The sequence below is a fragment of the Streptomyces sp. NPDC046939 genome (assembly GCF_040644575.1).
Taxonomy (GTDB): domain Bacteria; phylum Actinomycetota; class Actinomycetes; order Streptomycetales; family Streptomycetaceae; genus Streptomyces.
This window is the reverse complement of record NZ_JBEYWV010000010.1, coordinates 113,309-138,418: the sequence shown is the minus strand read 5'-3', so window position 1 is coordinate 138,418 and position 25,110 is coordinate 113,309. Positions and strand designations below refer to the sequence as shown.

At 72.6% G+C, this 25,110-nt stretch carries 24 protein-coding genes; 12 read left to right on the top strand and 12 right to left on the bottom strand.

Going from position 1 to position 25,110, the window contains the following annotated elements:
- The first annotated feature begins 36 nt into the window (after positions 1 to 36).
- Complete coding sequence (locus ABZ877_RS13690; RefSeq protein ID WP_361069274.1) at positions 37 to 1,668, top strand: alkaline phosphatase D family protein; 1,632 nt, start codon at positions 37 to 39, stop codon at positions 1,666 to 1,668.
- Positions 1,669 to 1,951: 283 nt separating this feature from the next.
- Here ABZ877_RS13690 and ABZ877_RS13685 read toward each other — a convergent pair whose 3' ends face one another.
- Positions 1,952 to 2,950, bottom strand: coding sequence for a Gfo/Idh/MocA family oxidoreductase (locus tag ABZ877_RS13685; RefSeq protein WP_361069272.1), 999 nt, complete (start codon positions 2,948 to 2,950; stop codon positions 1,952 to 1,954).
- Positions 2,951 to 3,053: 103 nt separating this feature from the next.
- Between ABZ877_RS13685 and ABZ877_RS13680 the strand changes: the two genes are divergently transcribed.
- The 3 genes from ABZ877_RS13680 to ABZ877_RS13670 are packed head-to-tail and all read left to right on the top strand — an operon-like array spanning position 3,054 to position 6,637.
- Positions 3,054 to 4,403: a multidrug effflux MFS transporter gene (locus ABZ877_RS13680; RefSeq protein ID WP_361069270.1), complete on the top strand. Its 1,350-nt coding sequence runs from the start codon at positions 3,054 to 3,056 to the stop codon at positions 4,401 to 4,403.
- Entirely contained in the window at positions 4,358 to 5,539 is a 1,182-nt protein-coding gene (locus tag ABZ877_RS13675) for a serine hydrolase domain-containing protein (RefSeq protein ID WP_361069267.1), read from the top strand. Before ABZ877_RS13680 ends, ABZ877_RS13675 begins: the two co-directional genes overlap by 46 nt.
- Positions 5,540 to 5,563: 24 nt before the next feature.
- Positions 5,564 to 6,637, top strand: a complete 1,074-nt coding sequence (locus ABZ877_RS13670) for a small ribosomal subunit Rsm22 family protein (RefSeq protein WP_361069264.1) — start codon at positions 5,564 to 5,566, stop codon at positions 6,635 to 6,637.
- Positions 6,638 to 6,688: 51 nt separating this feature from the next.
- Here the strand turns inward: ABZ877_RS13670 and ddaH are convergent, their stop codons facing one another.
- Positions 6,689 to 7,468: a dimethylargininase gene (ddaH, locus tag ABZ877_RS13665; protein WP_361069467.1), complete on the bottom strand. Its 780-nt coding sequence runs from the start codon at positions 7,466 to 7,468 to the stop codon at positions 6,689 to 6,691.
- Positions 7,469 to 7,625: 157 nt separating this feature from the next.
- A complete protein-coding gene (locus ABZ877_RS13660) occupies positions 7,626 to 7,808 on the bottom strand; it encodes a DUF6243 family protein (RefSeq protein WP_361069261.1) in 183 nt (60 codons plus the stop codon).
- A gap of 131 nt (positions 7,809 to 7,939) precedes the next feature.
- Between ABZ877_RS13660 and ABZ877_RS13655 the strand changes: the two genes are divergently transcribed.
- Positions 7,940 to 8,626 carry a TetR/AcrR family transcriptional regulator gene (locus tag ABZ877_RS13655; RefSeq protein ID WP_361069258.1) on the top strand — a complete coding sequence of 229 codons (687 nt, stop codon included), beginning with the start codon at positions 7,940 to 7,942 and terminating at the stop codon, positions 8,624 to 8,626.
- Here ABZ877_RS13655 and ABZ877_RS13650 read toward each other — a convergent pair.
- Positions 8,601 to 9,473, bottom strand: coding sequence for a glycerophosphodiester phosphodiesterase (locus ABZ877_RS13650; RefSeq protein WP_361069255.1), 873 nt, complete (start codon positions 9,471 to 9,473; stop codon positions 8,601 to 8,603). The two genes, ABZ877_RS13655 and ABZ877_RS13650, sit on opposite strands and share 26 nt — an antisense overlap.
- A gap of 141 nt (positions 9,474 to 9,614) precedes the next feature.
- Here ABZ877_RS13650 and ABZ877_RS13645 point away from each other — a divergent pair, with 141 nt between their 5' ends.
- Positions 9,615 to 10,337, top strand: coding sequence for a bifunctional DNA primase/polymerase (locus tag ABZ877_RS13645; RefSeq protein ID WP_361069253.1), 723 nt, complete (start codon positions 9,615 to 9,617; stop codon positions 10,335 to 10,337).
- Between the two features lie 110 nt (positions 10,338 to 10,447).
- Here the strand turns inward: ABZ877_RS13645 and ABZ877_RS13640 are convergent, their stop codons facing one another.
- From ABZ877_RS13640 to efeO, 4 genes are read right to left on the bottom strand one after another with little or no spacing between them, the layout of a single operon-like run.
- Positions 10,448 to 11,428 (bottom strand): hypothetical protein, encoded by a 981-nt coding sequence (locus tag ABZ877_RS13640; RefSeq protein WP_361069250.1) that lies wholly within the window; start codon positions 11,426 to 11,428, stop codon positions 10,448 to 10,450.
- A gap of 37 nt (positions 11,429 to 11,465) precedes the next feature.
- Positions 11,466 to 12,311 carry an iron uptake transporter permease EfeU gene (efeU, locus tag ABZ877_RS13635; RefSeq protein WP_361069247.1) on the bottom strand — a complete coding sequence of 282 codons (846 nt, stop codon included), beginning with the start codon at positions 12,309 to 12,311 and terminating at the stop codon, positions 11,466 to 11,468.
- Position 12,312: 1 nt separating this feature from the next.
- Positions 12,313 to 13,599, bottom strand: a complete 1,287-nt coding sequence (gene efeB / locus ABZ877_RS13630; protein ID WP_361069244.1) for an iron uptake transporter deferrochelatase/peroxidase subunit — start codon at positions 13,597 to 13,599, stop codon at positions 12,313 to 12,315.
- A gap of 6 nt (positions 13,600 to 13,605) precedes the next feature.
- Entirely contained in the window at positions 13,606 to 14,760 is a 1,155-nt protein-coding gene (efeO, locus tag ABZ877_RS13625; RefSeq protein WP_361069241.1) for an iron uptake system protein EfeO, read from the bottom strand.
- Positions 14,761 to 14,987: 227 nt separating this feature from the next.
- Here efeO and ABZ877_RS13620 point away from each other — a divergent pair, with 227 nt between their 5' ends.
- Positions 14,988 to 15,629 (top strand): PhzF family phenazine biosynthesis protein, encoded by a 642-nt coding sequence (locus ABZ877_RS13620; RefSeq protein WP_361069238.1) that lies wholly within the window; start codon positions 14,988 to 14,990, stop codon positions 15,627 to 15,629.
- Positions 15,630 to 15,703: 74 nt separating this feature from the next.
- On the opposite strand, the gene ABZ877_RS13615 is transcribed toward ABZ877_RS13620, so the two are convergent.
- Positions 15,704 to 16,354: a biliverdin-producing heme oxygenase gene (locus ABZ877_RS13615; protein ID WP_361069235.1), complete on the bottom strand. Its 651-nt coding sequence runs from the start codon at positions 16,352 to 16,354 to the stop codon at positions 15,704 to 15,706.
- A 159-nt stretch (positions 16,355 to 16,513) separates the two neighbouring features.
- Positions 16,514 to 17,398, bottom strand: coding sequence for a type I methionyl aminopeptidase (gene map / locus ABZ877_RS13610; protein ID WP_361069232.1), 885 nt, complete (start codon positions 17,396 to 17,398; stop codon positions 16,514 to 16,516).
- A gap of 66 nt (positions 17,399 to 17,464) precedes the next feature.
- Between map and ABZ877_RS13605 the strand changes: the two genes are divergently transcribed.
- On the top strand, positions 17,465 to 17,692 hold the full coding sequence (locus ABZ877_RS13605; protein WP_361069229.1) for a hypothetical protein: 228 nt from the start codon (positions 17,465 to 17,467) through the stop codon (positions 17,690 to 17,692).
- Positions 17,693 to 17,705: 13 nt separating this feature from the next.
- Here the strand turns inward: ABZ877_RS13605 and ABZ877_RS13600 are convergent, their stop codons facing one another.
- Entirely contained in the window at positions 17,706 to 18,317 is a 612-nt protein-coding gene (locus ABZ877_RS13600) for a hypothetical protein (protein WP_361069226.1), read from the bottom strand.
- 142 nt (positions 18,318 to 18,459) lie between these two features.
- Between ABZ877_RS13600 and ABZ877_RS13595 the strand changes: the two genes are divergently transcribed.
- The 3 genes from ABZ877_RS13595 (at position 18,460) to ABZ877_RS13585 (ending at position 20,625) form a co-directional block, all read left to right on the top strand.
- A complete protein-coding gene (locus ABZ877_RS13595; RefSeq protein WP_361069224.1) occupies positions 18,460 to 19,572 on the top strand; it encodes a sialidase family protein in 1,113 nt (370 codons plus the stop codon).
- 14 nt (positions 19,573 to 19,586) lie between these two features.
- Positions 19,587 to 20,324, top strand: coding sequence for an NADPH-dependent F420 reductase (npdG, locus tag ABZ877_RS13590; RefSeq protein WP_361069221.1), 738 nt, complete (start codon positions 19,587 to 19,589; stop codon positions 20,322 to 20,324).
- Positions 20,325 to 20,442: 118 nt separating this feature from the next.
- Complete coding sequence (locus ABZ877_RS13585; protein WP_361069218.1) at positions 20,443 to 20,625, top strand: hypothetical protein; 183 nt, start codon at positions 20,443 to 20,445, stop codon at positions 20,623 to 20,625.
- On the opposite strand, the gene ABZ877_RS13580 is transcribed toward ABZ877_RS13585, so the two are convergent.
- Entirely contained in the window at positions 20,612 to 21,415 is an 804-nt protein-coding gene (locus ABZ877_RS13580) for a site-2 protease family protein (protein WP_361069215.1), read from the bottom strand. The genes ABZ877_RS13585 and ABZ877_RS13580 overlap by 14 nt on opposite strands.
- A gap of 436 nt (positions 21,416 to 21,851) precedes the next feature.
- On the opposite strand from ABZ877_RS13580, the gene ABZ877_RS13575 reads away from it, so the two are divergent.
- Positions 21,852 to 25,109 (top strand): BTAD domain-containing putative transcriptional regulator, encoded by a 3,258-nt coding sequence (locus ABZ877_RS13575; protein ID WP_361069212.1) that lies wholly within the window; start codon positions 21,852 to 21,854, stop codon positions 25,107 to 25,109.
- The last annotated feature ends 1 nt before the right edge of the window (position 25,110 follow it).

Below are 25,110 nucleotides of genomic sequence, written 5' to 3'. Positions count from 1 at the left end.
CCGCACGACAGCAGCAGCATTCAGGGGAGGGGCTCCATGTCGCACGCACCCCAGCACGCACCCGAACTCCGTGTCGCCGCCCAGCATCTGGGCCGTCGGCGCTTCCTCACTGTCGCCGGCGCCGCCGCGGCGCTAGCCTTCAGTGTGAACCTGCCCGCCGCGGGCACCGCGGCCGCCGCCGAGCTGGACGCCCGCAAGGTGACCAGCGACCCCTTCACCCTCGGTGTCGCCTCGGGCGACCCCCTGCCCGGCTCCGTCCTGCTGTGGACGCGCCTCGCACCCAAACCGTACGAGACCGGCGGCGGGCTGCCCGCCGCACGCGTCGAGGTCCGCTGGGAGCTCGCCCAGGACGAGCGCTTCCGCCGCGTCGTCAGACGCGGCACCACGACCGCGCACCCGGAGTTCGACCACTCCGTGCACGTCGAGGTCGACAACCTCGCGCCCGGCCGCGTCTACTACTACCGCTTCCGCGTCGGGAACCACCTCAGCGAGACCGGCCGTACCCGCACGGCGCCCGCCGCCGCGAGCCACGTCTCCGAGCTGACCCTGGCCGCCGTCTCCTGCCAGGCGTACCACGACGGCTACTTCACCGCCTACAAGCACCTCGCCGAGGACGACGTCGACGTCGTCCTCCACCTCGGCGACTACCTCTACGAGTACGCCGTCAACTCGGCCGGCGGCGCCCGCAAGTACACCGACCGCGTCCTCCCCGACCTCTTCAACCGGGAGACCGTCACCCTGGAGGACTACCGGCTGCGCTACGCCCTCTACAAGTCCGACCCGGACCTGCGGGCCGCGCACGCCGCGCACCCCTTCGTCGTCACCTGGGACGACCACGAGGTCGAGAACAACTACGCCGACGACATCTCCGAGAACAACGACCCGCCGACCGAGTTCCTGCTGCGCCGCGCCTCCGCGTACCGCGCGTACTGGGAGAACCAGCCGCTGCGCCGCCCCCAGTTGCCCACCGGCCCCGACGCGCGCCTCTACCGCCGCCTGATCTGGGGCCGCCTCGCCCAGTTCGACATCCTCGACACCCGCCAGTACCGCTCCGACCAGGCGTACGGCGACGGGGCGCACGTGCCGGGACCCGAGTCGGACGACCCGGCGCGCACCCTCACCGGCGCCACCCAGGAGCGCTGGCTCATCGACGGCTGGCGCCGCTCCCGCGCCCTGTGGAACGTCGTCCCGCAGCAGGTCACCTTCTCCGAGCGCAAGCTCGACCTCAACGCGCAGGCCAAGCTCTCCATGGACGCGTGGGACGGGTACCGGGCCTCGCGCCGGCGCGTGCTCGACGGGGCGAAGGCGGCGCGCGTCGAGAACCTGATGGTCCTCACCGGTGACGTCCACGTCGGGTACGCCTTCGACATCAAGGACGACTTCGCCGACCCCGCGTCGCGCACCCTCGGCACCGAGATCGTCGCCACGTCCATCGCCTCCGGCAAGGACGGGTCCGAGCGGCCCGCGAACTGGGACACGTACATGCGGGCCAATCCGCACCTGAAGTTCTACAACGGGCGGCGCGGGTACGTCACCGTGGACCTGGGCGAGCATTCGGCCCGCGCCGACTTCAAAACGGTCCCGCTCATCTCGGTCCCCGGGGCGCCGATCAGCACGGCGGCCTCTTTCGTGACCGAGGTCGGCAACCAGGGCCTCCGTCCTGCGTGATCCGGTCGACGCGGGCCGCGGCCCGGTGGGGGCTGGTCGCGCAGTTCCCCGCGCCCCTGAGATGCGCACTTCGTGCGCCATCTCAGGGGCGCGTCACGGGGTACGTCGTGGGGGGAAGGCGCGGCGAAGCCGCAGGCCTTCGGGGGCGCGGGGAACTGCGCGAGCGGCCACGACGAAAGCCGCGCCCGACAGCCGGACGAAATGCCGCACGCAGTGCGCATGCAGGGGCGCGGGGAACGGCGCGACCAGCCACGACACGACCCGCACCCGGCAACGAAACCGCTCACCCCTCCCCGGGATACCGCACCCCCACAACCCCCCGCACCCGATCCAGGGTCCGCATGACCGCCAGGGAAGAAGAGAGCGGCACAAGCGGCGACTCCGTGTCCCCGGCCCGGATCCGCCCCATCACCTCGAGCGCCTCGTGCCGCAGCGAGTCCCGGGGCCCGTCCTCCGGCGCCGCCTCGAACAACTCCGGCTCTCGCCCGTCCCGGTGCAGAACAAACCGCTCCGGGTAGAAGAACCCCGCCGGTACGTCGATCCGCCCCGCGGAACCCGTCACCGACGCGGTCACCCCCGTACCCGAGTTGATCGCACAGTGCAGCAGCGCCTGCGCCCCGCTCGCCCAGGACAGCAGCATCCCGGTCTGCAGATCCACGCCCTCCTCGGAGAGCACCGCCCGCGCGGTGACCTCGGCCGGCTCCCCGAGCAGCAGATGCGCGAACGACACCGGGTACACCCCGAGATCCAGGGTCGCACCGCCCCCCTGGGCCGGGTCCCGCAACCGGTGCGCGGGCGGGAACGGACCGGCGAGCCCGAAGTCGGCCTGCACGGTGCGGACCTCACCGACGGCGCCGTCGTCGACGAGCGCCTTGAGCCGCCGGATCAGCGGATTGCAGTACATCCACATGGCCTCCATCAGGAAGACGCCCCGCGCCCGCGCGAGCGTGACCAGCTCCTCCGCCTCCCGCGCGTTCAACGTGAACGCCTTCTCGCACAGCACCGCCCGCCCCGCCTCCAGACAGAGCCCGGCGGCGGCACGGTGCGCGGAGTGCGGCGTGGCCACGTAGATCACGTCGAGGGAGTCGTCGGCGGCGAGGGAGGCCCAGTCGCCGTAGGCGCGCTCGATCCCGAACCGTTCGGCGAACGCCTTCGCGGATCCCTCGCTGCGTGAGGCGACGGCCGCGACCTCGGCGTCGGGCAGGTCGAGCAGGGCGCCCGTGAAGGACGCGGCGATGCCGCCCGTCGAGAGGATTCCCCACCGCACGCGCCGCGCTGCCATCTCTTGCCCACCTCGGATGTTGGTCTCGACCGCTCCGCCGAGCTGAGAGCATAGGTAATCGCACGTACGGCCGGGAGAGACGAAAGGGATCGAGGAGCGACGAGTGGGCAACGGGACGGCGGAGAGCAGAAGTACGGGAAGCACCCCGGAGACGACGCACACCACGAAGTCCCCGCAGGCCACCTCATCCAAGAGCCCAACTCCCGCCCCCGGCGCGGCGGTTCGCACCGGCCTTCTCGTCACCCTCGTGCTCGGCGGCCTCACCGCCGTCCCGCCGCTGTCCATGGACATGTACCTCCCGGCCCTGCCCGAGGTCACCGGCGCCCTGCACACCTCCGCCGCCACCGCCCAGCTCACGCTCACCGCGTGCCTGACGGGCATGGCGCTCGGCCAGCTCGTCGTCGGACCCATGAGCGACAAGTGGGGGCGGCGCAGGCCGCTGATGATCGGCCTGTTCGTCTACGTCGTCGCCACCGCGATCTGCGCGCTCGCCCCGAACGCCGCGCTGCTCGTCGCCTTCCGTCTGCTCCAGGGCCTCGCGGGCGCGGCGGGCATCGTCATCGCCCGCGCGGTCGTGCGCGACCTCTACGACGGCGCGGCGATGGCCCGCTTCTTCTCCACGCTGATGCTGATATCGGGCGTCGCCCCGATCGTCGCGCCGCTGATCGGCGGCCAGATCCTGCGCGTCACGGACTGGCGCGGCGTCTTCGTCGTCCTCACCCTCATCGGCATCGCGCTCACCGCGATCGTCGGCAAGTTCCTCCCGGAGACGCTGCCGCCGGAGCGGCGCCACTCGGGCGGCACCGTCGAGGCCCTGCGCACCATGCGCGCGCTCCTCGCCGACCGTGTCTTCACCGGGTACATGGTCGCGGGCGGCTTCGCCTTCGCCGCGCTGTTCGCGTACATCAGCGCCTCGCCGTTCGTGATCCAGGAGATCTACGGGGCGTCGCCCCAGACGTTCAGCCTGCTGTTCGGGCTGAACTCGGTCGGCCTGATCGCCGTCGGCCAGCTCAACGGCAAGGTGCTCGTCGACCGCGTCAGCCTCGACAAGGTCCTCGCGGTCGGCCTGGCCCTGATCGTGCTCGCCGCCGCCTTCCTCCTCCTCGTCGCGACGGGCGTGCTCGGCGACCCGGACGGCCTCGGCATCGTCCCCGTGGCCGCCGGACTCTTCGTCCTCATGGCCTCGATGGGCCTCGCCCTGCCCAACACCAACGCGCTCGCCCTCCTGCGCACCTCGCACGCCGCCGGTTCCGCCTCCGCACTGCTCGGCACGTCGTCGTTCCTGATCGGCGCGGTCGCCTCCCCGCTGGTCGGCATCGCGGGCGAGCGCACGGCGGTGCCGATGGCCGTGGTGCAGCTCTCCTGCGGCCTGGCGGCGGCCGTCGCCTTCGTGGCACTGTGCCGCCCGTGGCAGCGCGCGGCCAGAGCGACCGAGGAGGTGACGGAGGTCTGAGCTCCCCACGACTGCGCCACGGCACCCCCGAGCGGGCGGGCCTGCGCACCGCCGAGATCGCCCGCCTCGTCCGCGACGTGCGCGCCCTCCCCGAGGGACCGCGCCCCTGGTGCGCGGGCGCCGTCCTGCTCGCCGGGCGCGGTCCGGTCCTCGCCGCCGAGGCCGCCACCGGCTGGGCCGTGCGCTACGCGGCGTACGACGAGGAGGCCGACCGGGGCGTGGAGCTGCCGCCCGAGGACCGCGTCCCGATGACCCTCGACACCGTCTTCGACCTGGCCTCGCTGACCAAGCTCTTCACCACGGCCGCCGCCGTCCAGCAGATCGAGCGCGGCACCCTCGGCATCGACGCCCGGGTCGGCGCCTACCTCCCCGAGTTCACCGCCGCCTCCCGCCACGACATCACCGTCCGGCAACTCCTCACCCACACCTCGGGCCTGCGCCCGGAACTCCCGCTGTACGAGGCCCCGGACGCGGCGGCGCGGCTCGCGCTCCTGCGCGCCGAGGCCCCCTCCTCACCGCCGGGGGAGTACCGCTACTCCGACCTGAACATGCTGCTGCTCCAGCACCTCCTGGAACGCCTCACGGGTCGCCCGTTCGACGCCCTCGTCCGCGACGGCATCACCCGCCCCCTCGGCATGGCCGCGACCTCCTTCGGACCGCGGCCGGGCGCCGCCGCCACCGAGGACCAGCGCCGCCCCTGGGCCAAGGCCGACCGCGGCATGGTGCGCGGCGAGGTCCACGACGAGAACGCCTGGGCGCTCGGCGGCGTCGCCGGTCACGCGGGCCTGTTCTCCACCGCGTACGACCTGGCGGTCCTGTGCCGCACCCTCCTCAACGGCGGCTCCTACGGCACCGCCCGCATCCTCGGCCCCGACTTCGTCGACCTGATGCTGACGGCGCCGGGCCTCGGCTTCCGCGTCGACCAGCCCTCCTTCATGGGCGAGCTGGCGGGCGCCGGGGCGGCGGGCCACACCGGCTTCACGGGGACGTCCCTGGTCCTGGACCCGGTGAGCGACACCTTCCTCGTCCTCCTGGCCAATACGGTCCACCCGCGCCGCCGCCCCGCCGACAACGGCCCGCGCGCGGCGGCGGCGACCCGGCTCGCCCGCGCGGTCACGGGCCCGCCCGGTTCGTGACGCCCGGCACCTTAAAATCGTCGGGTGAACGCCCCGACCCACCCCACCTCGCACTCCGCGCCCACCGACCCCGCCGAGACCCTGCGCGCCGCGCTCGCCGGGCTCCTCGACGGGCTGCCGCCCACCCAGGCGGCGCGCGCCGTGGAGCGGCTGATCGCGAACTACCGGGGCACCACCCCGACCGACGCGCCGATCCTGCGCGACCGGGCGGACGTGGCGGCGTACGCGGCGTACCGGATGCCGGCCACGTTCGAGGCGGTCGCGAGCGGCCTCGACGCGCTCGCCGCCGCCGCGCCCGCCGACTGGGCGCCCTCCGGCCACCTCGACATCGGCGGCGGCACCGGCGCGGCGGTCTGGGCGGCCCGCGCGGTGTGGCCGGCGCCGCGCCCGACGACGGTCCTCGACTGGTCGGAACCCGCACTGGCGCTGGGCCGCGAACTGGCGTCGGCCGACCCGCAGTTGACCAGCGACGTCCACTGGGAACGCGCCCGCATCGGCACGGGCGGCCCCCTGGATCCCACGGGCCTGGTGACGATCTCGTACGTCCTGAAGGAGCTGACGGCCGCCGACCGCGCGGCCGTGGTCGACGCCGCCGCCGGGGCCGCGACCGAGGCCGTCGTCGTCATCGAGCCCGGCACGCCCGACGGCTACACCCGGATCATCGAGGCCCGCGACCGCCTCGTCGCGGCGGGCTTCCACGTCGCGGCCCCCTGCCCGCACAGCGACCGCTGCCCGATCGTCCCCGGCGAGGACTGGTGCCACTTCTCGGCCCGGGTCAGCCGCTCCTCCCTGCACAGGCAGGTCAAGGGCGGCTCACTGGCGTACGAGGACGAGAAGTTCTCCTACGTCGCGGCGACCCGCTTCCCCCCGGCCCCGGCCCCGTCCCGAGTGGTCCGCCGCCCCCAGATCCGCAAGGGCCAGGTACTCCTGGACCTGTGCGTACCGGAGGTGGCCCTGACCAGAACGACGGTGACGAAGAAGCATGGGGAGGAGTACAAGCGGGCACGCAATGTGAACTGGGGCGACGAATGGCCCCGACAGGGGCGCGGGCTGTATCGATTTGCGGCTCCGCCGCGTGGGCGCGACCAGCCACGATGAACCGCTGTCCGCCAACGACCCCCGCGCCCCACGGCGATGGGGCAATCCGGCTCAGCGAAGCTCAAGCGTGCAGCACTTCACACTCCCGCCCCCCTTCAAAAGCTCGGACAGATCCATGGGAACCGGCACAAACCCCCGCTCCCTGAGCGCCGAGAACAACCCGGCGGCAGCCTGCGGCAGAAGCACATGCCGCCCGTCCGAAACCGAGTTCAACCCAAAGGCGACCGCGTCGGCCTCATCGGCGATCAGCGCGTCGGGAAACAACCGCCGCAGCACTCCCTGACTACCCGCCGAGAACGCCGGCGGGTAGTACATGACCTCGTCGCACCGGTCGTCGAGAACGGCGAGCGCCGTGTCCAGGTGGTAGAAGCGCGGGTCGACGAGGTCGAGCCCGATGACGGGCCGCCCGAACACCTCCTGCGCCTCGCCGTGCGAGAGCGGCGAGGCGCGGAACCCGCGCCCGGCGAGGACATAGGAGGCGGTGACGGCGAAGTCCCCCTCGCCTTCGTTGACGTGGACGGGTTCGTGCACGTCGGCGTAGCCGTGGGAGCGGAACCAGGCGAGGTGGGCGGCGGCCTCGCCGGCCCGCTCCGGGTAGGCGAACCGCGCCCCGAGGACCCGCCCGTCGACGACGGTCGCGCCGTTGGCCGCGTAGACCATGTCGGGGAGTCCGGGCAGCGGGTCGAGCACCTCGACGGTGTGGCCGAGGGAGCGGTACCGGTCGCACAGGTCCTCCCACTGCGCGACGGCGAGCGGGACGTCGACGGGTTTCGCCGGGTCCATCCACGGATTGATCGAGTAGGTGACCTTGAAGTGTGCCGGTGGGCACATCAGATAGCGCCGGGGTGTGGCGCGTCGTTCGACGGAACACCCGGGAGACTGCTCACGCAATGAGGGCTCCTCACCACCGCAGGGGTCTGGTGCGCCCATGGTGCGGTCGGAGGAGCCCTCTCGGCTGTGAACCGAACGGGTGGTTCACGGCCCGGATTCACCGGGTGGTGTCGGTGTCGCGCCTCTCCTGCAACTTCCGCAACAACTCCCGCTTCTGCGCCACGGGATCGGTGCCCCCGCCCACCTGTCCGCCCCGGCCGCCGCCGCGCAGCGCCTTGCGGGAGAGGTGACGGCGCGTGCCGCCGACGCCCAGCATGCCGCCTGCTCCGCCTCGGGTCATGGTCCGCCTCTTTCCTCTTCGTCGGGTGTCGGGCCGACTGCCTGACGTGGTCCACTCTGAACGAGACGTATCGTCTTGTCAAGCATTTTCGAGACGGTACGTCTCGCCTCGCTCGCTGCTACATTCGAACCATGTCCGCTACCCCCAGTCGCGCCCAAGCCCAGGCCCAGGGCCAGAAGAAGACGGCCCCCGACTCCGCCCGCCGCAGCGAGCGCTCGCGCCGGGCGATCTACGACGCCGCACTCGCCCTGGTCGGGGAGATCGGCTACCCCCGTACGACCATCGAGGGCATCGCCGCCCGCGCCGGTGTCGGCAAGCAGACGATCTACCGCTGGTGGGGCTCGAAGGCGCAGGTGCTCATGGAGGCGTTCATCGACCTCAACGAGCGGAACCAGCAGGCCGCCGCCGAACACCACCCCGACGTGCCGCTCAACCCGGTCGCCCTGCCCGACACCGGCGACCTGGAGGCCGACCTCAAGATCGTGCTCCGCGCCACCGTCGACGAACTCCTCGACCCCCGCTTCGACGCCCCGGCCCGCGCGCTCGCCGCCGAGGGCGTCGCCAACCGCGACTTCGCCCGCGAGTTCGTCGCCAAGCTCCTCATGCCGGGCCTGGAGCTGTACGCCGCCCGGCTGCGCGCCGCGCAGGACGCGGGCCAGGTCCGCGCCGACGTCGACCCCGAGATCGCCCGCGACCTGTTCTCGGGCCCGCTCGCCCAGCGCTGGCTCCAGGAGACGGGCCCGCTCGACCACGCCTACGCCGACCGCCTCGTCGAGTACGCCCTCTACGGGATCAGCGCCCGCCCCCAGGAGCGGTAGCCGCGACCATGGACGTGGCCGCGAGCAGGCCCGGCGCGTCCGTGATCACCCCGTCGCAGCCGAGCCGCAGCACCCGGTCGCGGTCCCCGGGCGTGTTCACGGTGTGCGCCCACACGTGCGGCACCCCGGAGCGCACCGCCCGCAGGAGGTCGGCGTCGCGGGCCGTGTGATCCATGTCCAGGACGTCGACGTACGCGGCCCAGCGCCGGGGCCGGTCGGTCCGCATCTGCCGCGCCGAGCGCCACACCTGCGTGACCAGGCCGAGCCGGTGCGCGCGCTCGGCGACGGCCGGGCGGTTGGAGTTGACGAGCACCGAGCGGGTCAGGCCCCGTACCCGGATCAGCCGGGCAAGACCGGTCAGGGAGCGCGGGTCCTTCGCCTCCAGCATCAGCACGGTCCGGCCGCCGAACCGGTCGAGGACCTCCGCGACGGTCGGCGGCCGCTCCCGGGGCCAGTGACCCGGCAGCGACGCGTCGGGCCGCAGCCGCACGCCCTCCCAGGCCGCCCGGTCCAGCGCCGCCACCGGGCCGTGCGCGGTGGTGGTGCGGTCCAGGGTCGCGTCGTGCAGGACGACGAGCGTGCCGTCGCGCAGCATCCGCGTGTCGAAGTCGAGGACTCGCGCGCTGCCCCGTACGAAGGCGGCGGCGAGGCCCGCCATGCTGTTCTCCGGCACCTCCAGGGCGCCGCCGCGGTGCGCGGTGTATGTGATTCGGGGCAGCGAGTCCACGGTGAGCGGTCCCGCGCCCCGGCCGAGCGCCGGCGCGAAGGCCAGGACGGTCAGGGAGAGCGCGCCGGTGAGCACGGTGACCGGCACGGTTCTCGCGGCGAGGGCGGCCATGGCAACCATGCCGACCACCGTAGGTCCGTAAATGCATACAAACAGGGCAATGACACCCTGTGGCCCCTTCGGACGCGGGATGGTGGGACCATGGTGGTCCGGGTATCAACCGGCACCCGGCTCGACGGCGATGGTGTGGCAAGGGGATAGATGGGCGCGGAGCACGGTGACAGCGCACGTTCGGGCCTGAACAGGTTCACCCGGTGGCTGAGGTCGGGCCGGGGCCCGAAGGAGAGCCCGACGGACGTGGACCGCGAATCCCTGCTGCTCGCCGCTGCCGCCGCCGGACTGCCGCTCGCCCCGGCCGCCCACCCCGTCGACTACCGATGTTCGTGCAACCGCATCGGCTGTCCGACCCCCGGCCGCCACCCCGTCTCCTTCGCCTGGCAGACCCAGTCCACGACGGACCGCGCGCAGATCGAGCGCTGGGCCCGGCACCAGCCGCAGGCCAACTTCATCACCGCGACCGGCATGGTCCACGATGTCCTGGACGTACCGGTCGAGGCGGGGCGCGAGGCGCTGGAGCGCCTGCTGTCGACCGGCGTCGACGTCGGCCCCGTAGCCGTCTCCGGCGGCGACCGCATGCTCTTCTTCACGGCGACGCGCGGCACGCCCGAGGACGAGGACGAGTGGTGGCCCTGCGAGCTGGACTGCCACCCCGAGACGATGGACGAACACCCCGGCCTGCGCTGGCACTGCCGCGGCTCCTACGTCCTGGTGCCCCCGGCCCGGCTCCCCGGCGACCGCACGGTCGACTGGCTGCGCGGCCCCGAACACCCGCTGCCCGACCCGCTCACCCTCCTGGAACCCCTGACGGACGCCTGCGCCCGCCACGCGGGAGCGGAACCGACCTACGAGTCGGCCTGGCCCTAGGGGTCCCTAAGAGCCTGTCTTTGAACCCCCGCCTGCGCCCCGACGCCCGGCACGCACGCTCGCCGCTGCGCCCGCGCTTCGCGCGGACGACGGGGGTTCAAAGACAGGCTCTAAGACCCCTCGGCGGTGGTGATCCCCTCGACCCGGTTCAGGACCTGGACACCCTCTCCGGTGCCGGATCCGACCAGGGCCGTCTGGTTGGACACGAACCCGTACGTCACCGACTGCTTCGCGTCCCCGGTCATCAACGCCTTCACACTGGGGCTGATCGCCGGAAGGTCGCTGCCCGCGAACGCGGTCTGCTTCTCGTAGCGCCGTGTCACGAAGAAGACGAGCGCCCCGCCGTCCTCGGTGCGCAGCGCGAGCGGCGCGTAGTCGCCGGACGTGAGCGGCTCGTCGATGAACTGCGTGGCCAGGCCGGGCCGCGTGGCGTTCTTCTTCCGCGCCGCGCGCCACTCGGAGGTGTAGGGCCCGGCCGCGAACCCGTCCCCGCCGTCCTTGAGGTAGGCGGCGTACTTCTTGCTCAGGTCGGCGGGGCGCATCGCGAGCTTGTCGTCGTCGGCGGCGACGGCCTCGGCCCAGCCGTCCGCGTCCTTCTTGAACTTGGGGAGGGTGTTGCCGTGGAACACGGTCAGGTAGGAGACCGCCCATGGCTCGTCGACGTCGTCGCGGGTGAACACCATGACCCAGCGGGAGTCCGTGACGCGGTTGTTGGCGCTGTCGGTGACGAACCAGCGCGGCCAGCCGGCCTTCTTCGGGATGGTGAAGTGCGAGTCGGTGAGTTCGAGCGGCTTGTAGTTCGGGTTGCCCTGCGGGTCCACCGCGCGGCCCGCCTTCAGCTTGGCCGCGTCGATGGCGCCGAGCGCCCCGGTGACGTACTTGGCGTCGGCCGTGCGGTCGTACTTCTCGTCCGCCTTGTTGTAGGCGGTGACGAAGGTGTCCAGCGCGCGTGCGGCCTGCGCCTTCGTGGTCGTGGGCACGATTTCGAGCTCCCCGTGCACGGTCACGCAGCCGCTCGCCGTGAGGGACAGCACGACTGCCGCCGCCGCTGCCGCGACAGGTCTGCCGAGCCCGATCCTGACCTCGCTCATGACGTTGCTCTCACCTTCCCCTTCCCGGGGCGGAACCCTACCGGGAAGAGGGGGCGCCCACTGCCTCGCCCCTGCGGGACAGCAGCCCGGGCGGGGCGAGGAAGAGGGCCAGGGTCGGCACCAGGTACACACACCAGACGACGACCTGGAGGACCGTCGGGTCCGGCTGGAAGTTGAGGACGCCCTTCAGGAGCGTGCCGAGCCAGCCGTCGGGGGCGATGGTGGAGCTGATGTCGAACGCCAAGTTGTTCAGACCGCCGATGAAGTCGGCCTCCTGGAGGTCGTGGAAGCCGTACGCGAGGACGCCCGCGGCGACGACGACCAGCATGGCGCCGGTCCACGTGAAGAACCTCGCCAGGTTGATGCGCAGGGCGCCCCGGTAGAACAGCCAGCCGAGCAGCACCGCCGTGGCGAGGCCGAGGAGTGCGCCGACCACCGGTTCGACCGTGCCGTTGTCGGTGGCGTGCACCGCCGTCCACACGAACAGGGACGTCTCCAGACCCTCCCGGCCGACGGCGAGGAACGCGGTGACGACGAGCGCGGCCGTGCCCGCGCTCAGCGCCGTGTCCAGCTTCCCGTGCAGCTCGCGCTTGAGGTGCCGGGCGGTGCGCCGCATCCAGAACACCATCCACGTCACCAGGCCCACGGCGATGATCGACAGCGAGCCGCCGAGCGCCTCCTGCGCCTTGAACGTCATCTCCTGCGAGCCGAACTCCAGGGCCGCGCCGAACGCGAGCGCCAGGAACACGGCGACACCGATGCCCAGCCATACGGGCTTCAGCGCGTCCCTGCGCTCCGTCTTCACCAGGTAGGCGATGAGGATGCAGACGACGAGGCTGGCCTCAAGGCCCTCGCGCAACCCGATCAGATAGTTCGCGAACATGTCACGCCCCGCCCTTGGTGCTCGCCGTGTCGTCGAAGAGGCCGCGGCCCCACCAGTCCTTGCTGTCCCGCACACCCGGCGGCACCGCGAACACCGCGGACCCCACGTGCTGGATGTACTCGTTGAGCGCGTCGTGCGCCGCAAGGCGCCGCTGCACCGGGATGAACCCCGTGCGCGGGTCCTTCTGGTACGCGAGGAAGAACAGCCCCGCGTCCAGGCGCCCGAGGCCGTCCGTACCGTCGGTGAAGGAGTAGCCGCGGCGCAGGAGCGTCGCCCCGTCGTTCGTGTCGGGGTGCGCGAGCCGCACGTGCGCGTCCGGCTTCATCGCCTTCAGGAACGGCTCGTCGCGCTCCTTCGCCTTGCCGACGGGCGCGCCCTCGCCCTTGTCGCGGCCGAACACGTCCTCCTGCTCCTGGAGCGAGGTGCGGTCCCACGTCTCGATGTTCATCCGGATCCGCCGGGCGACGAGGTAGGAGCCGCCCTTCATCCACCCGGCGCCGTCGCCGCCGTCCGCCCATACGTGCGCGTCGAGCCGCTTCGTGTCCGTCCCCGCGATGTTGCGGGTGCCGTCCTTGAAGCCCATCAGGTTACGAGGGGTCTGCGCGTCCGGGGTCGTCGACGACGTCTTGCCGAAGCCGAGCTGCGACCAGCGGATGGCGACCTTGCCGAAGCCGATGCGGGCCAGGTTGCGGATCGCGTGCACGGCGACCTGCGGATCGTCCGCGCACGCCTGCACGCACAGGTCACCGCCGCTGCGCGTCCTGTCGAGGTTGTCGCCGGGGAACTTCGGCAGCTCCACCAGCGCGGCGGGCCGCTTGTCGGCGATCCCGAACGCCTTCCCGTACGTCGCGAAGAGGGACGGCCCGAAGCCGATGGTCAGCGTCAGCCGGGACGCCTTGAGGCCGAGCGCCTCGCCGGTGTCGTCCGGCGGCGCCTCGGCGAGCCCGCCGTACGCGCCGTCGCCGACCGGCCGCCCCTCGGTCATCAGGGCGGCGGCCTCCGTCCAGTCCTTGAGGAGCTGCACGAACGCGTCGCGGTCGTCGGTCTTCACGTCGAACGCGGCGAAGTGCAGCCGGTCCTGCACCGCTGTGGCGATCCCGGCCTGGTGCTCGCCGTAGAACGGTACGGGGCCGCCCGACTCCGCGGCGGGCTCCATGGCGTCACCGTCGGAGCTGACCAGGGCGACGGCGCCGCCCGCGGCCACGGCACCCAGCGCGAGCCCGGCGCCCCCGGCGGTGAGCAGCGAACGCCGGGACGGAGCCGGGGAGTTCGTGTTCTGGTTGTCCATGGATGCCTACTTGACGACGGCCGCGGCCAGCTTCGACAGCGGCTCCGCGAGCGCGTTGACGGCGTCGGACAGCTCCTTGCGGTCCGCCTTGCCGACCTTGTCGTAGGAGACGAACGTGTACGCGTCCGGGTCTGTGTTCTTGTCCGTGCGGTAGGTGGCGAGGAGCTTGTCGAGCGCGGCGAACTGCTTGTCCAGTTCCTTGGTCAGGGCGGCGTCGTTGGCCGAGGCGACGGGCTTGAGCAGGTCGTACGCCTTCTCCGCGCCCTCGACGTTGCCCTTGAAGTCGACGAGGTCGGTGTGCGAGTAGCGCTCCTCCTCACCGGTGACCTTGCCGGTGGCGACCTCGTCGAGGAGTTCCTTGGCGCCGTTGGCCATCGAGGTCGGGGTGATCTCGGCCTTGCCGACGCGCTGCTGCCAGCTCGCGAGGTCCTTGTCGAGCTGGGTGGCGAGGGCCTTCTCCTCGGCGCCGATCTTCTTGTCCTGCCAGAGCGCCTTCTCCAGACGGTGCCAGCCGGTCCACTTCTGGCCCTCTTCGAGGCCGTCGGCGCGGGCGTCGGTCTTCGGGTCGATGTTGCCGAAGGACTCGGCGACCGGCTCGGTGCGCTCCCAGCCGATGCGGGAGACGGCGTACGCCTTCTTCGCCGCGTCCAGATCACCCGCGCGGACGGCGTCGGTGAACGTCTTGACGCGGGGCAGCGTCGCGTCGGCCTGCTCCTGCGCGTACGCCCGGTAGTCGGCGACGGCCTTGTCCAGGCGCGGGTCGCGCTTGGCGGCGGCCTTGCCGCCGGTGACCTTCACGTCCTGGCGGTGGCCCTTGCCCTTCATGCCGGGGATGCAGGCGATGCGGTAGTCGCCGCTCTTCACCTCGGCGGTCAGGGTGTGCCGGGTGCCGGGGCCGATGTTCTCGCGCTCGGAGACGATGCGGTCGTCGGGGAAGAGGATCTCGACCTCGGTGACGCGCGAGCCCTTGTTCTCGACGGCCAGTTCGACGTGCCCGGCGGGGAACTCGGTCTTCGCCACCTCGCAGCCGTCGTCGGTGGCGGTGACCTTGATGGCGCCGGAGCCGCCCTTGGCGTCGCTCTTCTCGGTGCAGCCCGTGACGGCGGTCAGGGCCGCCACCGTGGCGACGGCGGTGGCGACGGAGAGACGGACGGCTCGCATGCGGGCTCCAGAGGGGAATGCACAGCTCGTGCACAGAACAGGTGCTAAGGCGGCCCTAACTTATATGAGGCTTCCCTTAGTGCTACCCGCTCGTCCCGTGATTCACCTCTCATCGAAACCACCTGGTCACAGCGGGGAGACAAGCGACCCTCGGACGACCCAGGGAACGGTCAAGCAGCGGTCAAGGACGCTCTTTCCCGTGCGGCCCCGCATGGTTCACTGCCCCCGTGGACTACGACGTACTGAACGTGTTCTGCGGCCCCGACGGCGGCCACGGCAACCGGCTCGCGGTCGTGCGCGAGGGCGCCCGGATGCCCGACCGCGCCCGGCGCCAGGCCTTCGCGGGCGAGCTGGGCCTCAGCGAGACGGTGTTCGTCGACGACCCCGAGCGCGGCGTCCTGGACATCTACACCCCGACCCTGCGCCTGCCCTTCGCCGGACACCCGTGCGTCGGCGCGGCCTGGCTGCTCGACGTGCCCGAACTCGTCGTGCCCGCGGGCGTCGTCACCACCCGCCTCGACGGGGAGTTCACCTGGATCGAGGCCCGCCCCGAATGGGCGCCGCCGCGCACCCTGCGCCGGTACGGCTCGGCGGCCGAGGTCGATGCCCTGCCCGTGCCCCCTCCGGGAGAGTGGATTTACGCCTGGGCCTGGGAGGACGAGGCCGCGGGCCGGGTACGGGCCCGCGCCTTTCCCGGCCGGAACGACGGCATCGAGGAGGACGAGGCGACGGGCGCGGCGGCCCTCCTCCTGACGGCCCACTTGGAGCGCGCCCTGAACATCAGACAGGGCAGAGGCTCCCAACTCCTGACGGCACCTCAGCCGGAGGGATGGATCGAGGTGGGCGGCAGGGTCGGACTGAGCGACTGAAGCCGATCCGCACATTCAAGCCCCTCCGGCGATTGAGGAGCGGGGTCCGGGGCAGAGCCCCGAGACGGCAACCCCTACGCGGCGGCGGAGAACTCCTCACCCAGAGCCCGAAAAACCCCGGTGTTCAAAGCGAACGCGGCCTTGCACTCAGCAATGACCCGCTGCTTCTCCAACTCGTCCACCTGAATCCCGTCGAGCAACTCGCGATACCCCCGCTTGAACGCCGCCGGGTTCCCGACCCGCTCGAACACATAGAACCGCACACCGTCGCCCTTGCGCGCGAACCCCCACGTCCGCTCGGCCTTGTCCCGGATGATCTGACCGCCGGAGAGATCGCCGAGGTAGCGGGTGTAGTGGTGGGCCACGTACCCGGCCGGCCAGGAGGCGACGCACTCCTCGATGCGCGCCGCGTACGCCTCAGTGGCGGGCAGCGCGGAAACCGTGTCCCGCCAGTCGTCACCGCGCAGGTGCCGCAGGTCCCGCTCCAGTTCGGGCAGGCGCTCCAGCTCGGGCTGGATGAACGGTCCGGCGACGGGGTCGTCGGCCAGCCGTTCGGCGCCGCTCTCCAGGGCCCGGTAGACGAACCACAGTTGCTCCGTGTACCGCGTGTAGGCGTCGACGCCGAGCGCGCCGCCGAGCAGGTCGCTCATGAACGTCGACGTCTCGGCCTCGGTGTGCTGCTCGTGCGACGCGGTGCGGATGAGAGTGGAGAACGAGGGATCCATGCAAGGCCTCCGCCGACGGGGTCTAGGTAGGTTAGCCTTACCTAACATAACAGCTTTCCCGACATGCTGTCGGTAAAAAGGTACCCGCTTTCTTGATCGGGAACGCCAGGAGCCCGCCCCGGTCGTCGGGGCGGGCTCCTGAGCAGGGCGTCGGCGGCGCTACGGCAGCGTGAGGATCTCCGTCCCCGTCTCCGTCACCACCAGCGTGTGCTCGAACTGGGCCGTGCGCCTGCGGTCCTTGGTGACGACCGTCCAGCCGTCCTCCCACATGTCGTACTCGTGGGTGCCGAGCGTCAGCATCGGCTCGATCGTGAACGTCATGCCGGGCCGGATGACGGTCGTCGCGTGCGGGCTGTCGTAGTGCGGGACGATCAGGCCGGAGTGGAACGACGTGTTGATGCCGTGGCCGGTGAAGTCGCGGACGACGCCGTAGCCGAAACGTTTGGCGTACGACTCGATGACGCGGCCGATGATGTTGATCTGGCGGCCCGGCTTCACGGCCTTGATGGCGCGGTTCAGCGACTCCCGGGTCCGCTCGACGAGCAGCCGGGACTCCTCGTCGACGTCGCCCACCAGATAGGTGGCGTTGTTGTCGCCGTGCACGCCGCCGATGTACGCGGTCACGTCGAGGTTGATGATGTCGCCGTCGCGCAGCACCGTGGAGTCGGGGATGCCGTGGCAGATGACCTCGTTGACGCTTGTGCACAGCGATTTGGGGAATCCGCGATATCCGAGCGTCGAGGGGTAGGCACCGTGGTCACACATGTACTCGTGCGCGATCCGGTCCAGCTCGTCCGTGGTGACGCCGGGCGCGATCGCCTTCGCCGCCTCCGCCATCGCCCGCGCGGCGATCCGGCCCGCGACCCGCATCGCCTCGATCGTCTCCGGGGTCTGCACCTCGGGGCCCGTGTACGGGGTCGGCGCGGGCTTGCCGACGTACTCGGGGCGCCGGATGTTCCCGGGGACGGAACGGACGGGGGACTGCTGTCCCGGTACGAGGACGTGGGACGGGGACTGCGCGGACTGCGTCGGCTGGCCAGACATGCCAGCGAGTGTAACGAGCGGCCGTGGGGGACCATGGCCCTGAGCGTCTGAGGAGAGGAGTCGGCCGTGGCCCTGTTCAAGAAGCGGACCGCAGGCAAGCCGGGCGAATGGTTCTACTGCCTGGAGCACCACAAGGTGGAGGAGGGGCCCGAGTGCCCCGCCAAGGACCGGTTCGGCCCGTACCCGTCCCGCCAGGAGGCGGAACACGCGATGGCCACCGCCCGCGAGAAGAACCTGGAGTGGGAGAACGACCCGCGCTGGCACGACAGCGCCGCGCGCGGCGACGACGACTAGGGAACCGGGGGCGCTACCAGCGGGCCGGTGGCGGGGACGTCAGGTGGTCCGCCAGGCGGGAGAGGCGGTCGCGGAACGTGCGGCGGGCGCGGGTCGTGTGGCCGCCGTTCTCCCCGGCCGCCGCGCTGACCAGGTGCTGCACCGTGTCGAGGTCGAGGTCGGTGTCGCCGGGGACGCTCAGCGCGTCGTGGGCCATGGCGTGCAGGTCGCCGTTGCCCGCCGGGCCCGCGTCCAGGGCGAGGACCGTCGCCCCGGCGCGGCGCGCGTCGTGGACCCGTTCAAGCAGGGGCGCGCCCGCCGCGTCCGGCGCCACCACAAGGAGCGTCTCCCCGCGCTTGGCCGCCGCGAGCCGCCCGAGGCCGACCGCCAGGTGCGCCGGGTCGTCGGGGCGCGCCGCATGACGTACGAGGGTCGGCGCCAGCTCGGGCATCCCCGACCAGGCCGCCTCGTCCACCAGGTGCGCGGCCAGGTGCCAGGGCTCGTACGTCGCGGAGCCCACGAGGAGCAGGCCGCCCCCGTGCGCCGCGACCGAGGTGCGCAGCGTCCCGGCGAAGCGACGGGTGGCGGCGGGCCACTCGGTCCCGGCGAGGACCTCACGCAGCAGGGCTACTCGTACGGCGTCCATGGGCACGCATGGTGCCTCACCCGGCGCACGCGCCCCGCCCGTTCACCGAAAAGACCGCCCGTACGGGTCGCCGCCCGCCGAACGCACCGGGAGTTCACCTGGAATTGCCTTCGGCGAGAGACATGGCGGGCATGACGGGCCCATGACCGACACCGGAGCGCTTTCCGAACCGCGAGAGACGTCCGTGCCGTTCCGCGCCGGGCGGGACGGCTACGCCAGTTTCCGCATCCCCGCCGTCGTGGCGGCGCACGACGGCACGCTCCTGGCCTTCTGCGAGGGCCGGGTGGCCTCCGCCGCCGACAGCGGCGACATCGACCTCGTGCTGCGCCGGTCGCGGGACGGCGGCCGCACCTGGTCCCCGCTCCAGGTCGTCGTCCGCAACGGCCGGGACCTCGCGGGCAATCCCGCGCCCGTCGTGCTCGCCTCGGGCCGCGTGCTGCTCGTCCATGTCCGCAACGCGGCCGCCGCCACCGAGGACGCCATCCGCCGGGGCCGGGTCGCCGCCGCCGACGGGCGCCGCGTCTGGGTGACGCACAGCGACGACGCGGGCGCCACCTGGGCCCCCGGCACCGAGATCACCGCCGACGTGAAGCTCCCGGCCTGGCGCTGGTACGCGACGACGCCCGGCCACGCCCTGCTCACCCGCGAGGGCCGCGTCGTCGTCCCCGCCAACCACTCCCTGCCGCCCACCGGCTCCGACACCGGCACCGAGGGCAGGTACGACGGCGGCCACTGCCTCCTCAGCGACGACGACGGCGCGACCTGGCGGATCGGCTACGTCGACGACAACCCGGACGGCTACATCAACGTCAACGAGACGACGGCGGCCCAACTCCCCGACGGCCGGATCTACTTCAACGCCCGCAACGACTCGCCGTCCCCCGGCACTCGCGCCGACGCCCACTCCCTGGACGGCGGCGAGAGCCTGCACAAGCCCTTCCGTCCGCAGGCGGGCCTCGCCGGACCGGTGGTCGAGGGCAGCGTGCTCCACCTCGGCGAGCCGGACGTCCTGCTCCACTCCGGCCCCGCCGACCCGTCGGCCCGTGCCCTGATGACGATCCGCCGCAGCGTCGACGGCGGCACCACCTGGACCACCGCCCACACCGTCGACGGCCTGCCCGCCGCCTACAGCGACCTCGTCCGCGTCGACGACGTCACCGTCGGCCTGCTGTACGAGACCGGGGACTTCTCCGCGTACGGGACGATCACCTTCCGACGCGTCCCGGTCGCCGCGCTCACCGGGCCCGACCGCTGAGTAAGGTCGCTGACATGACTACCAGCGACAGTGACAACGCGCAGAACAGCGGGCAGCCCAGCGGCGGGCAGGCACCCGCGAAGAAGGACCCCTGGGACCTGCCCGACGTGTCCGGGCTCACCGTCGGCGTCCTCGGCGGCACGGGCCCGCAGGGCAAGGGGCTCGCCTACCGGTTCGCCCGCGCCGGCCAGAAGGTGATCATCGGCTCGCGCGCCGCCGAACGCGCGGCGGCCGCCGCCGAGGAGCTCGGCCAGGGCATCGAGGGCGCCGACAACGCCGCGTGCGCGCGCCGCAGCGACATCGTGATCGTCGCCGTGCCCTGGGAAGGACACGGCCCACTCCTCGAAGCCCTGCGCGAGGAGCTGGCCGGCAAGCTCGTCATCGACTGCGTCAACCCGCTCGGCTTCGACAAGAAGGGCGCCTACGCCCTCAAGCCCGAGGAGGGCAGCGCCGCCGAGCAGGCCGCCGCGCTCCTCCCGGACTCCCGCGTCACCGCCGCCTTCCACCACCTGTCGGCCGTGCTCCTCACCGACCCGGAGGTCGAACAGATCGACACGGACGTCATGGTCCTCGGCGAGTCCCGCGCCGACACCGACCTCGTCCAGGCCCTCGCCGCCCGCATCCCCGGCATGCGCGGCGTCTTCGCGGGCCGCCTGCGCAACGTCCACCAGGTGGAGTCCCTGGTCGCCAACCTCATCTCCACCAACCGCCGCTACAAGGCACACGCGGGCCTGCGCGTCACGGACGTATAACGCCCGTTGCCGCCGGTTCCTTATCTTTTCCGTACGTTCAGGGCGGCTTCATCCGGCAGCGGGGCATGGGGGACACTGGTCGGCGAACACCGAGCCGTGCCGTATTGGAGCCGACCCCATGCCCCGCATCGCACTCTTCGCCCTCGTCGTCTGCGTCCTCGCCGTGGCGGCGGCGGTGGTGTCCTTCGTGGAGGGCAGCTTCCTCGGGATCGTGTGGGTCCTCATCGCGGGCATCACGTCGAACATGACCTGGTTCTACGTGCGCAAGGCCAAGATGGAGAAGACGTCTACGACCGCGTGACGGTGGAGATGTCGGGGGTGCCCTCCCAGAACCGGTAGAAGCGCTGGCCCCAGTACGTGTCCCACTCCGTGACGCCGAGCGCGCGCAGCAGCGCGTCGACCGCGTCGAAGAAGAAGTGGTTGACGCCGGGGATCCACAGCACGGCGAAGACGGCGAGCAGCCCGAACGGCGCGAAGGGTTCCACCTGGCGCCTGACGTTGTACGACAGCCAGGGCTCGATCACCCCGTAGCCGTCGAGCCCCGGGACCGGCAGGAAGTTCAGGATCGCCGCCGTCACCTGGAGCAGGGCCAGGAACCCGAGCGCGTAGCGGAACGTGTCCGGCACCCCGTCCAGCGCGTCCAGCCAGAACGGGGCCGTGCACACGACCGCGAACAGCACGTTCGTCAACGGCCCCGCCGCCGAGATCAGGCTGTGCTTCCAGCGGCCCTGGATCCGCCCCCGCTCGATGAAGACGGCCCCGCCGGGCAGCCCGATCCCGCCCATGATCACGAAGATGACGGGGAGCACGATGCTGAGCATGGCGTGCGTGTACTTCAGCGGGTTCAGGCTCAGGTAGCCCTTCGCCCCGATGGTGATGTCGCCGCTGTGCAGGGCGGTGCGGGCGTGCGCGTACTCGTGCAGGCACAGGGAGACGATCCAGGCGGCCGTGACGAACAGGAACACGGCGAACCCCGGCGCGGAGGCGTAATCCGTCCACACGGCCCACCCGGACACGGCCGCGACCGCGACGATGCCGAGAAAGACGGGGCTGACCCGGCTGTCGCCGCGCCGGGATGTGGCGGTGGTCATGAGAGGGCTCCCGATCGTCGACGATGCATGGCGGCCAGCGTCCCAGAACGTACCCGCCACCCCGAAAACGCACGACCCCGACAAAGGAGTTCCGAACGCGCCCGGGACCACACGAGATGGCGCACGCAGTGCGCATCTGAGGGGCGCGGGGAACGGCGCGATCAACCACGACGCACGGCAAGCCTGCCGACGTCCCCGATGAGATGGCGCACGCAGTGCGCATCTGAGGGGCGCGGGGAACGGCGCGATCAACCACGACGTACCGCAAGCCTGCCGACGCCCCCGATGGGATGGCGCACGCAGTGCGCATCTGGGGGCGCGGGGAACTGCGCGAGCAACCACGACGAGACGCGAGGACGCCGATCGCACACCGGGCCCCCGACCCCGAGGGCGCCACCCCGAACCCCCACCCCCGAGAACCGGCGACAATGGCCCCGTGCGCTACCGCATCCTCGGCCCCACCCAGGCACTCCACGACGACGGCACCCCGGTCCCGGTCGGCGGAGCCCGCCTGCGCGGGCTGCTCACCGTGCTCGCCCTGCACCCCGGCCGCCCCGTGCCCGCCACCGTGCTCGTCGACGAGGTGTGGGGGAGCGAGCCACCCGCGGACGCGCCGGGCGCGCTGCAGGCGCTCGTGGGGCGGTTGCGCCGGGCGCTGGGCCCGGGGGCGATCGCGTCCGGCGAGGGCGGCTACCGGCTGGCGGCGGGCGCCGAGGACGTCGACCTGTTCCGGTTCGAGCGGCTGACCGCGGACGGCGCCCGCGCCTTCGCCGACGGTGACCCCGTCAAGGCCGCCGACGCCCTGGAGGAGGCGCTGGACCTGTGGCGCGGGCCCGCCCTCGCCGACCTGCCGGACCGCACCGCGGACGCGGCCCGCTGGGACGCCCGCCGCCTGGACGCGCGCCGCACGCTGCTCGCCGCCCGCCTCGCGCTGGGCCGGGCCGACGAGGTGCTGCCCGAGCTGTCCGCGCTGTGCGACGCGCACCCGCTGGACGAACCGTTGCAGGCGCTGCGCATACGGGCCCTGCGCGACGTCGGCCGCGCCGCCGAGGCGCTGGCCGCCTACGAGGACGTACGGCGGGAACTCGCGGACCGCCTCGGCGCCGACCCGGGCACCGAGCTGCGCTCCCTGTACGAGGAGCTCCTTGACCCGGCGCCGCAGGCGCCCGCGCCGGGGCGGCGGCAGGCCCGGGGTAACCTCCGCGCCCGCCTCACCTCCTTCGTCGGCCGCGGCGACGACCTCGACGCGATCCGTACCGACCTCGGCCGCGTCCGCCTCGTCACGCTGCTCGGCCCCGGCGGCGCGGGCAAGACGCGCCTGTCGCAGGAGGTGGCCGACGGCATGGCGGACGCGCTGCCGGACGGCGCGTGGCTGGCGGAGCTGGCGCCGGTGAGCGATCCGGCGGCCGTGCCGGAGGCGGTCGTGAGCGCGCTCGGGGTACGGGAGACGGTGTTGCGCGGCGCGGGCGCGGAGGAGCTGCGCGTGGCGAGCGAGCGGCAGGGCGACGATCCGATGGTCCGCCTGGTCGAGCACTGCACGGGCCGCCGGATGCTGGTCATCCTCGACAACTGCGAGCACGTGGTCGACGCCGCCGCCACGCTCACCGAGCACCTCCTCGCGCACTGCCCCGGCGTCACCGTCCTCGCGACGAGCCGCGAACCCCTCGGCGTTCCCGGCGAGTCGCTGTACCCGGTCGAGCCGCTGCCGGAGCCGTACGCGCTGCGTCTCTTCGGGGAGCGGGGCGCCGCCGTGCGCCCCGGGTTCACGGTGGAGCAGGCGCCGGAGGCGGTGGCCGAGATCTGCCGCCGCCTGGACGGCCTGCCGCTCGCGATCGAGCTGGCCGCGGCTCGCCTGCGGATGCTCACGCCGCGCCAGATCGCGGACCGCCTGGACGACCGGTTCCGCCTGCTGACCTCGGGCGCCCGGACCGCGCTGCCCCGCCAGCAGACGCTGCGCGCGGTGGTCGACTGGTCGTGGGACCTGCTCGACGCCCCCGAGCGCACGGTCCTCGCTCACTTGTCCGTCTTCAGCGGCGGCTGCGACCTGGCCGCCGCCGAGGCGGTGTGCGGCCCGGACACCCTGGAGGCGCTGGCCTCCCTGGTCGACAAGTCGCTGGTCGTCGCCGCGCCCGACGGCGACGACGGCGAGATGCGCTACCGGCTCCTGGAGACCGTCGCCGAGTACGCGGGGGAGCGCCTGGACGAGGCCGGCGACCGGGCGGGCGCCGAGCGCGCCCATCTCACGTACTTCCGTGAACTGGTCCGCACCACCGACCCGTTGCTGCGCGGCCACGGCCAGCGCGCCGCCCTCGCCCGGATCGAGCGGGACTACGAGAACATCCGCTCCGCGCTGCGGCGCGCCGTCGCGGGCCGGGACGAGCAGGAGGCGCTCAGCCTCGTCCTGTCCCTGGTCTGGTTCTGGCAGATGCGGGACCTGCGCAGCGACGCCCGCCTGTGGTCGGAGGAGGTCGCGGGGCTGGGCCCGGACCCGTTCGCCGGGCCCGCGAAGCCCGCGCCGCCGCTCCTGGAACGCTGCACCGACAGGCCGCCGCCGCTCACCGGCGACCTTCTGGACGAGGCCCGCCGCCAGGTCCACCTCGCCCGCCTGGGCTACATGGACATGGAGATGGACACCTGGCAGTCCGAGGAGGGCCAGGCCAGGCTGCGCGTCATCCGTGAGACCTACCGCGCCGACCTGCCGCAGGCGTGCCGCACCCCGGGCAACATCTGGTACTTCGCCGTCCTGATGACAGGGCAGCTCGACAAGATGAACGACCTGGCCGACACGACCGTACGCACCTGTCGTGAGCTGGGCTACGACTGGGAGCTGGCGCTCGTCCTGCAGTTCCGCGCCAACATGGCGGCCAACAGGAGCGACACCGCCCCCACCGGGCTCGCCGACGCCGACGAGGCGCTGGAGCTGTTCACGCGGCTCGGCGACGCGTGGGGCGTCGCGGAGGCGCTGTCCTCGCGCGGCGAGGCCCACGAGAAGCTCGGCCGGTTCGCGGACGCCGCCGCCGACTACGCCCGCGCCCGCGACCTCGCCGAGTCCATGGGCGCGCACGCGCAGGCCACGATCCTCAAGGTGCGGCTCGGGCAGGTCGCCATCGAACAGGGGGACGGCGAGCGGGGCGAGCGGATGCTGTGGGAGACCCTCGACGTCAGCAGCCGGCACAGCAACGAGGCGCGGCCCGCCGCCCGGATGATGCTCGTCGGCCGTCTCGCGGGGACCGGGCGGACCGCCGAGGCGCGCGAGCAACTGGCCGCCCTGCGAGGCGAGTTCAAGGTCGCGGACATCACCTTCTTCCACGGCATGTCGACCGGCATGGAGGCCATGCTCGACGCCGTGGACGGGCACGCCGAGAAGGCGCTCGCCGGCGCGGTGCGCGCCATCGGGCTCGCCTCCGACCCGCTGGCCGCCGTGATCATGCCGAACCTCGCGGCGCTGCACCTGATCACCGCCGCGCGGGCGCTCGCGCTGCGCGGCGGCCCCGGCGACGCGGAGCTCGCGGCCCGGCTGCTCGGCGCGTCCGACGCCTCGCTGCCCACCGGGCACGTCCGGTCCCGGATGGAGCGCGAGTGGCGCGCGGACGCCGAGGCGGCGGTGCGGGCGCTCCTCGACGCCGCCGCGTACGGGCGGGCACACGCCGAGGGCGGTGGCCTCTCCACAGCGGAGGCCACCGCCCTGCTCTGAC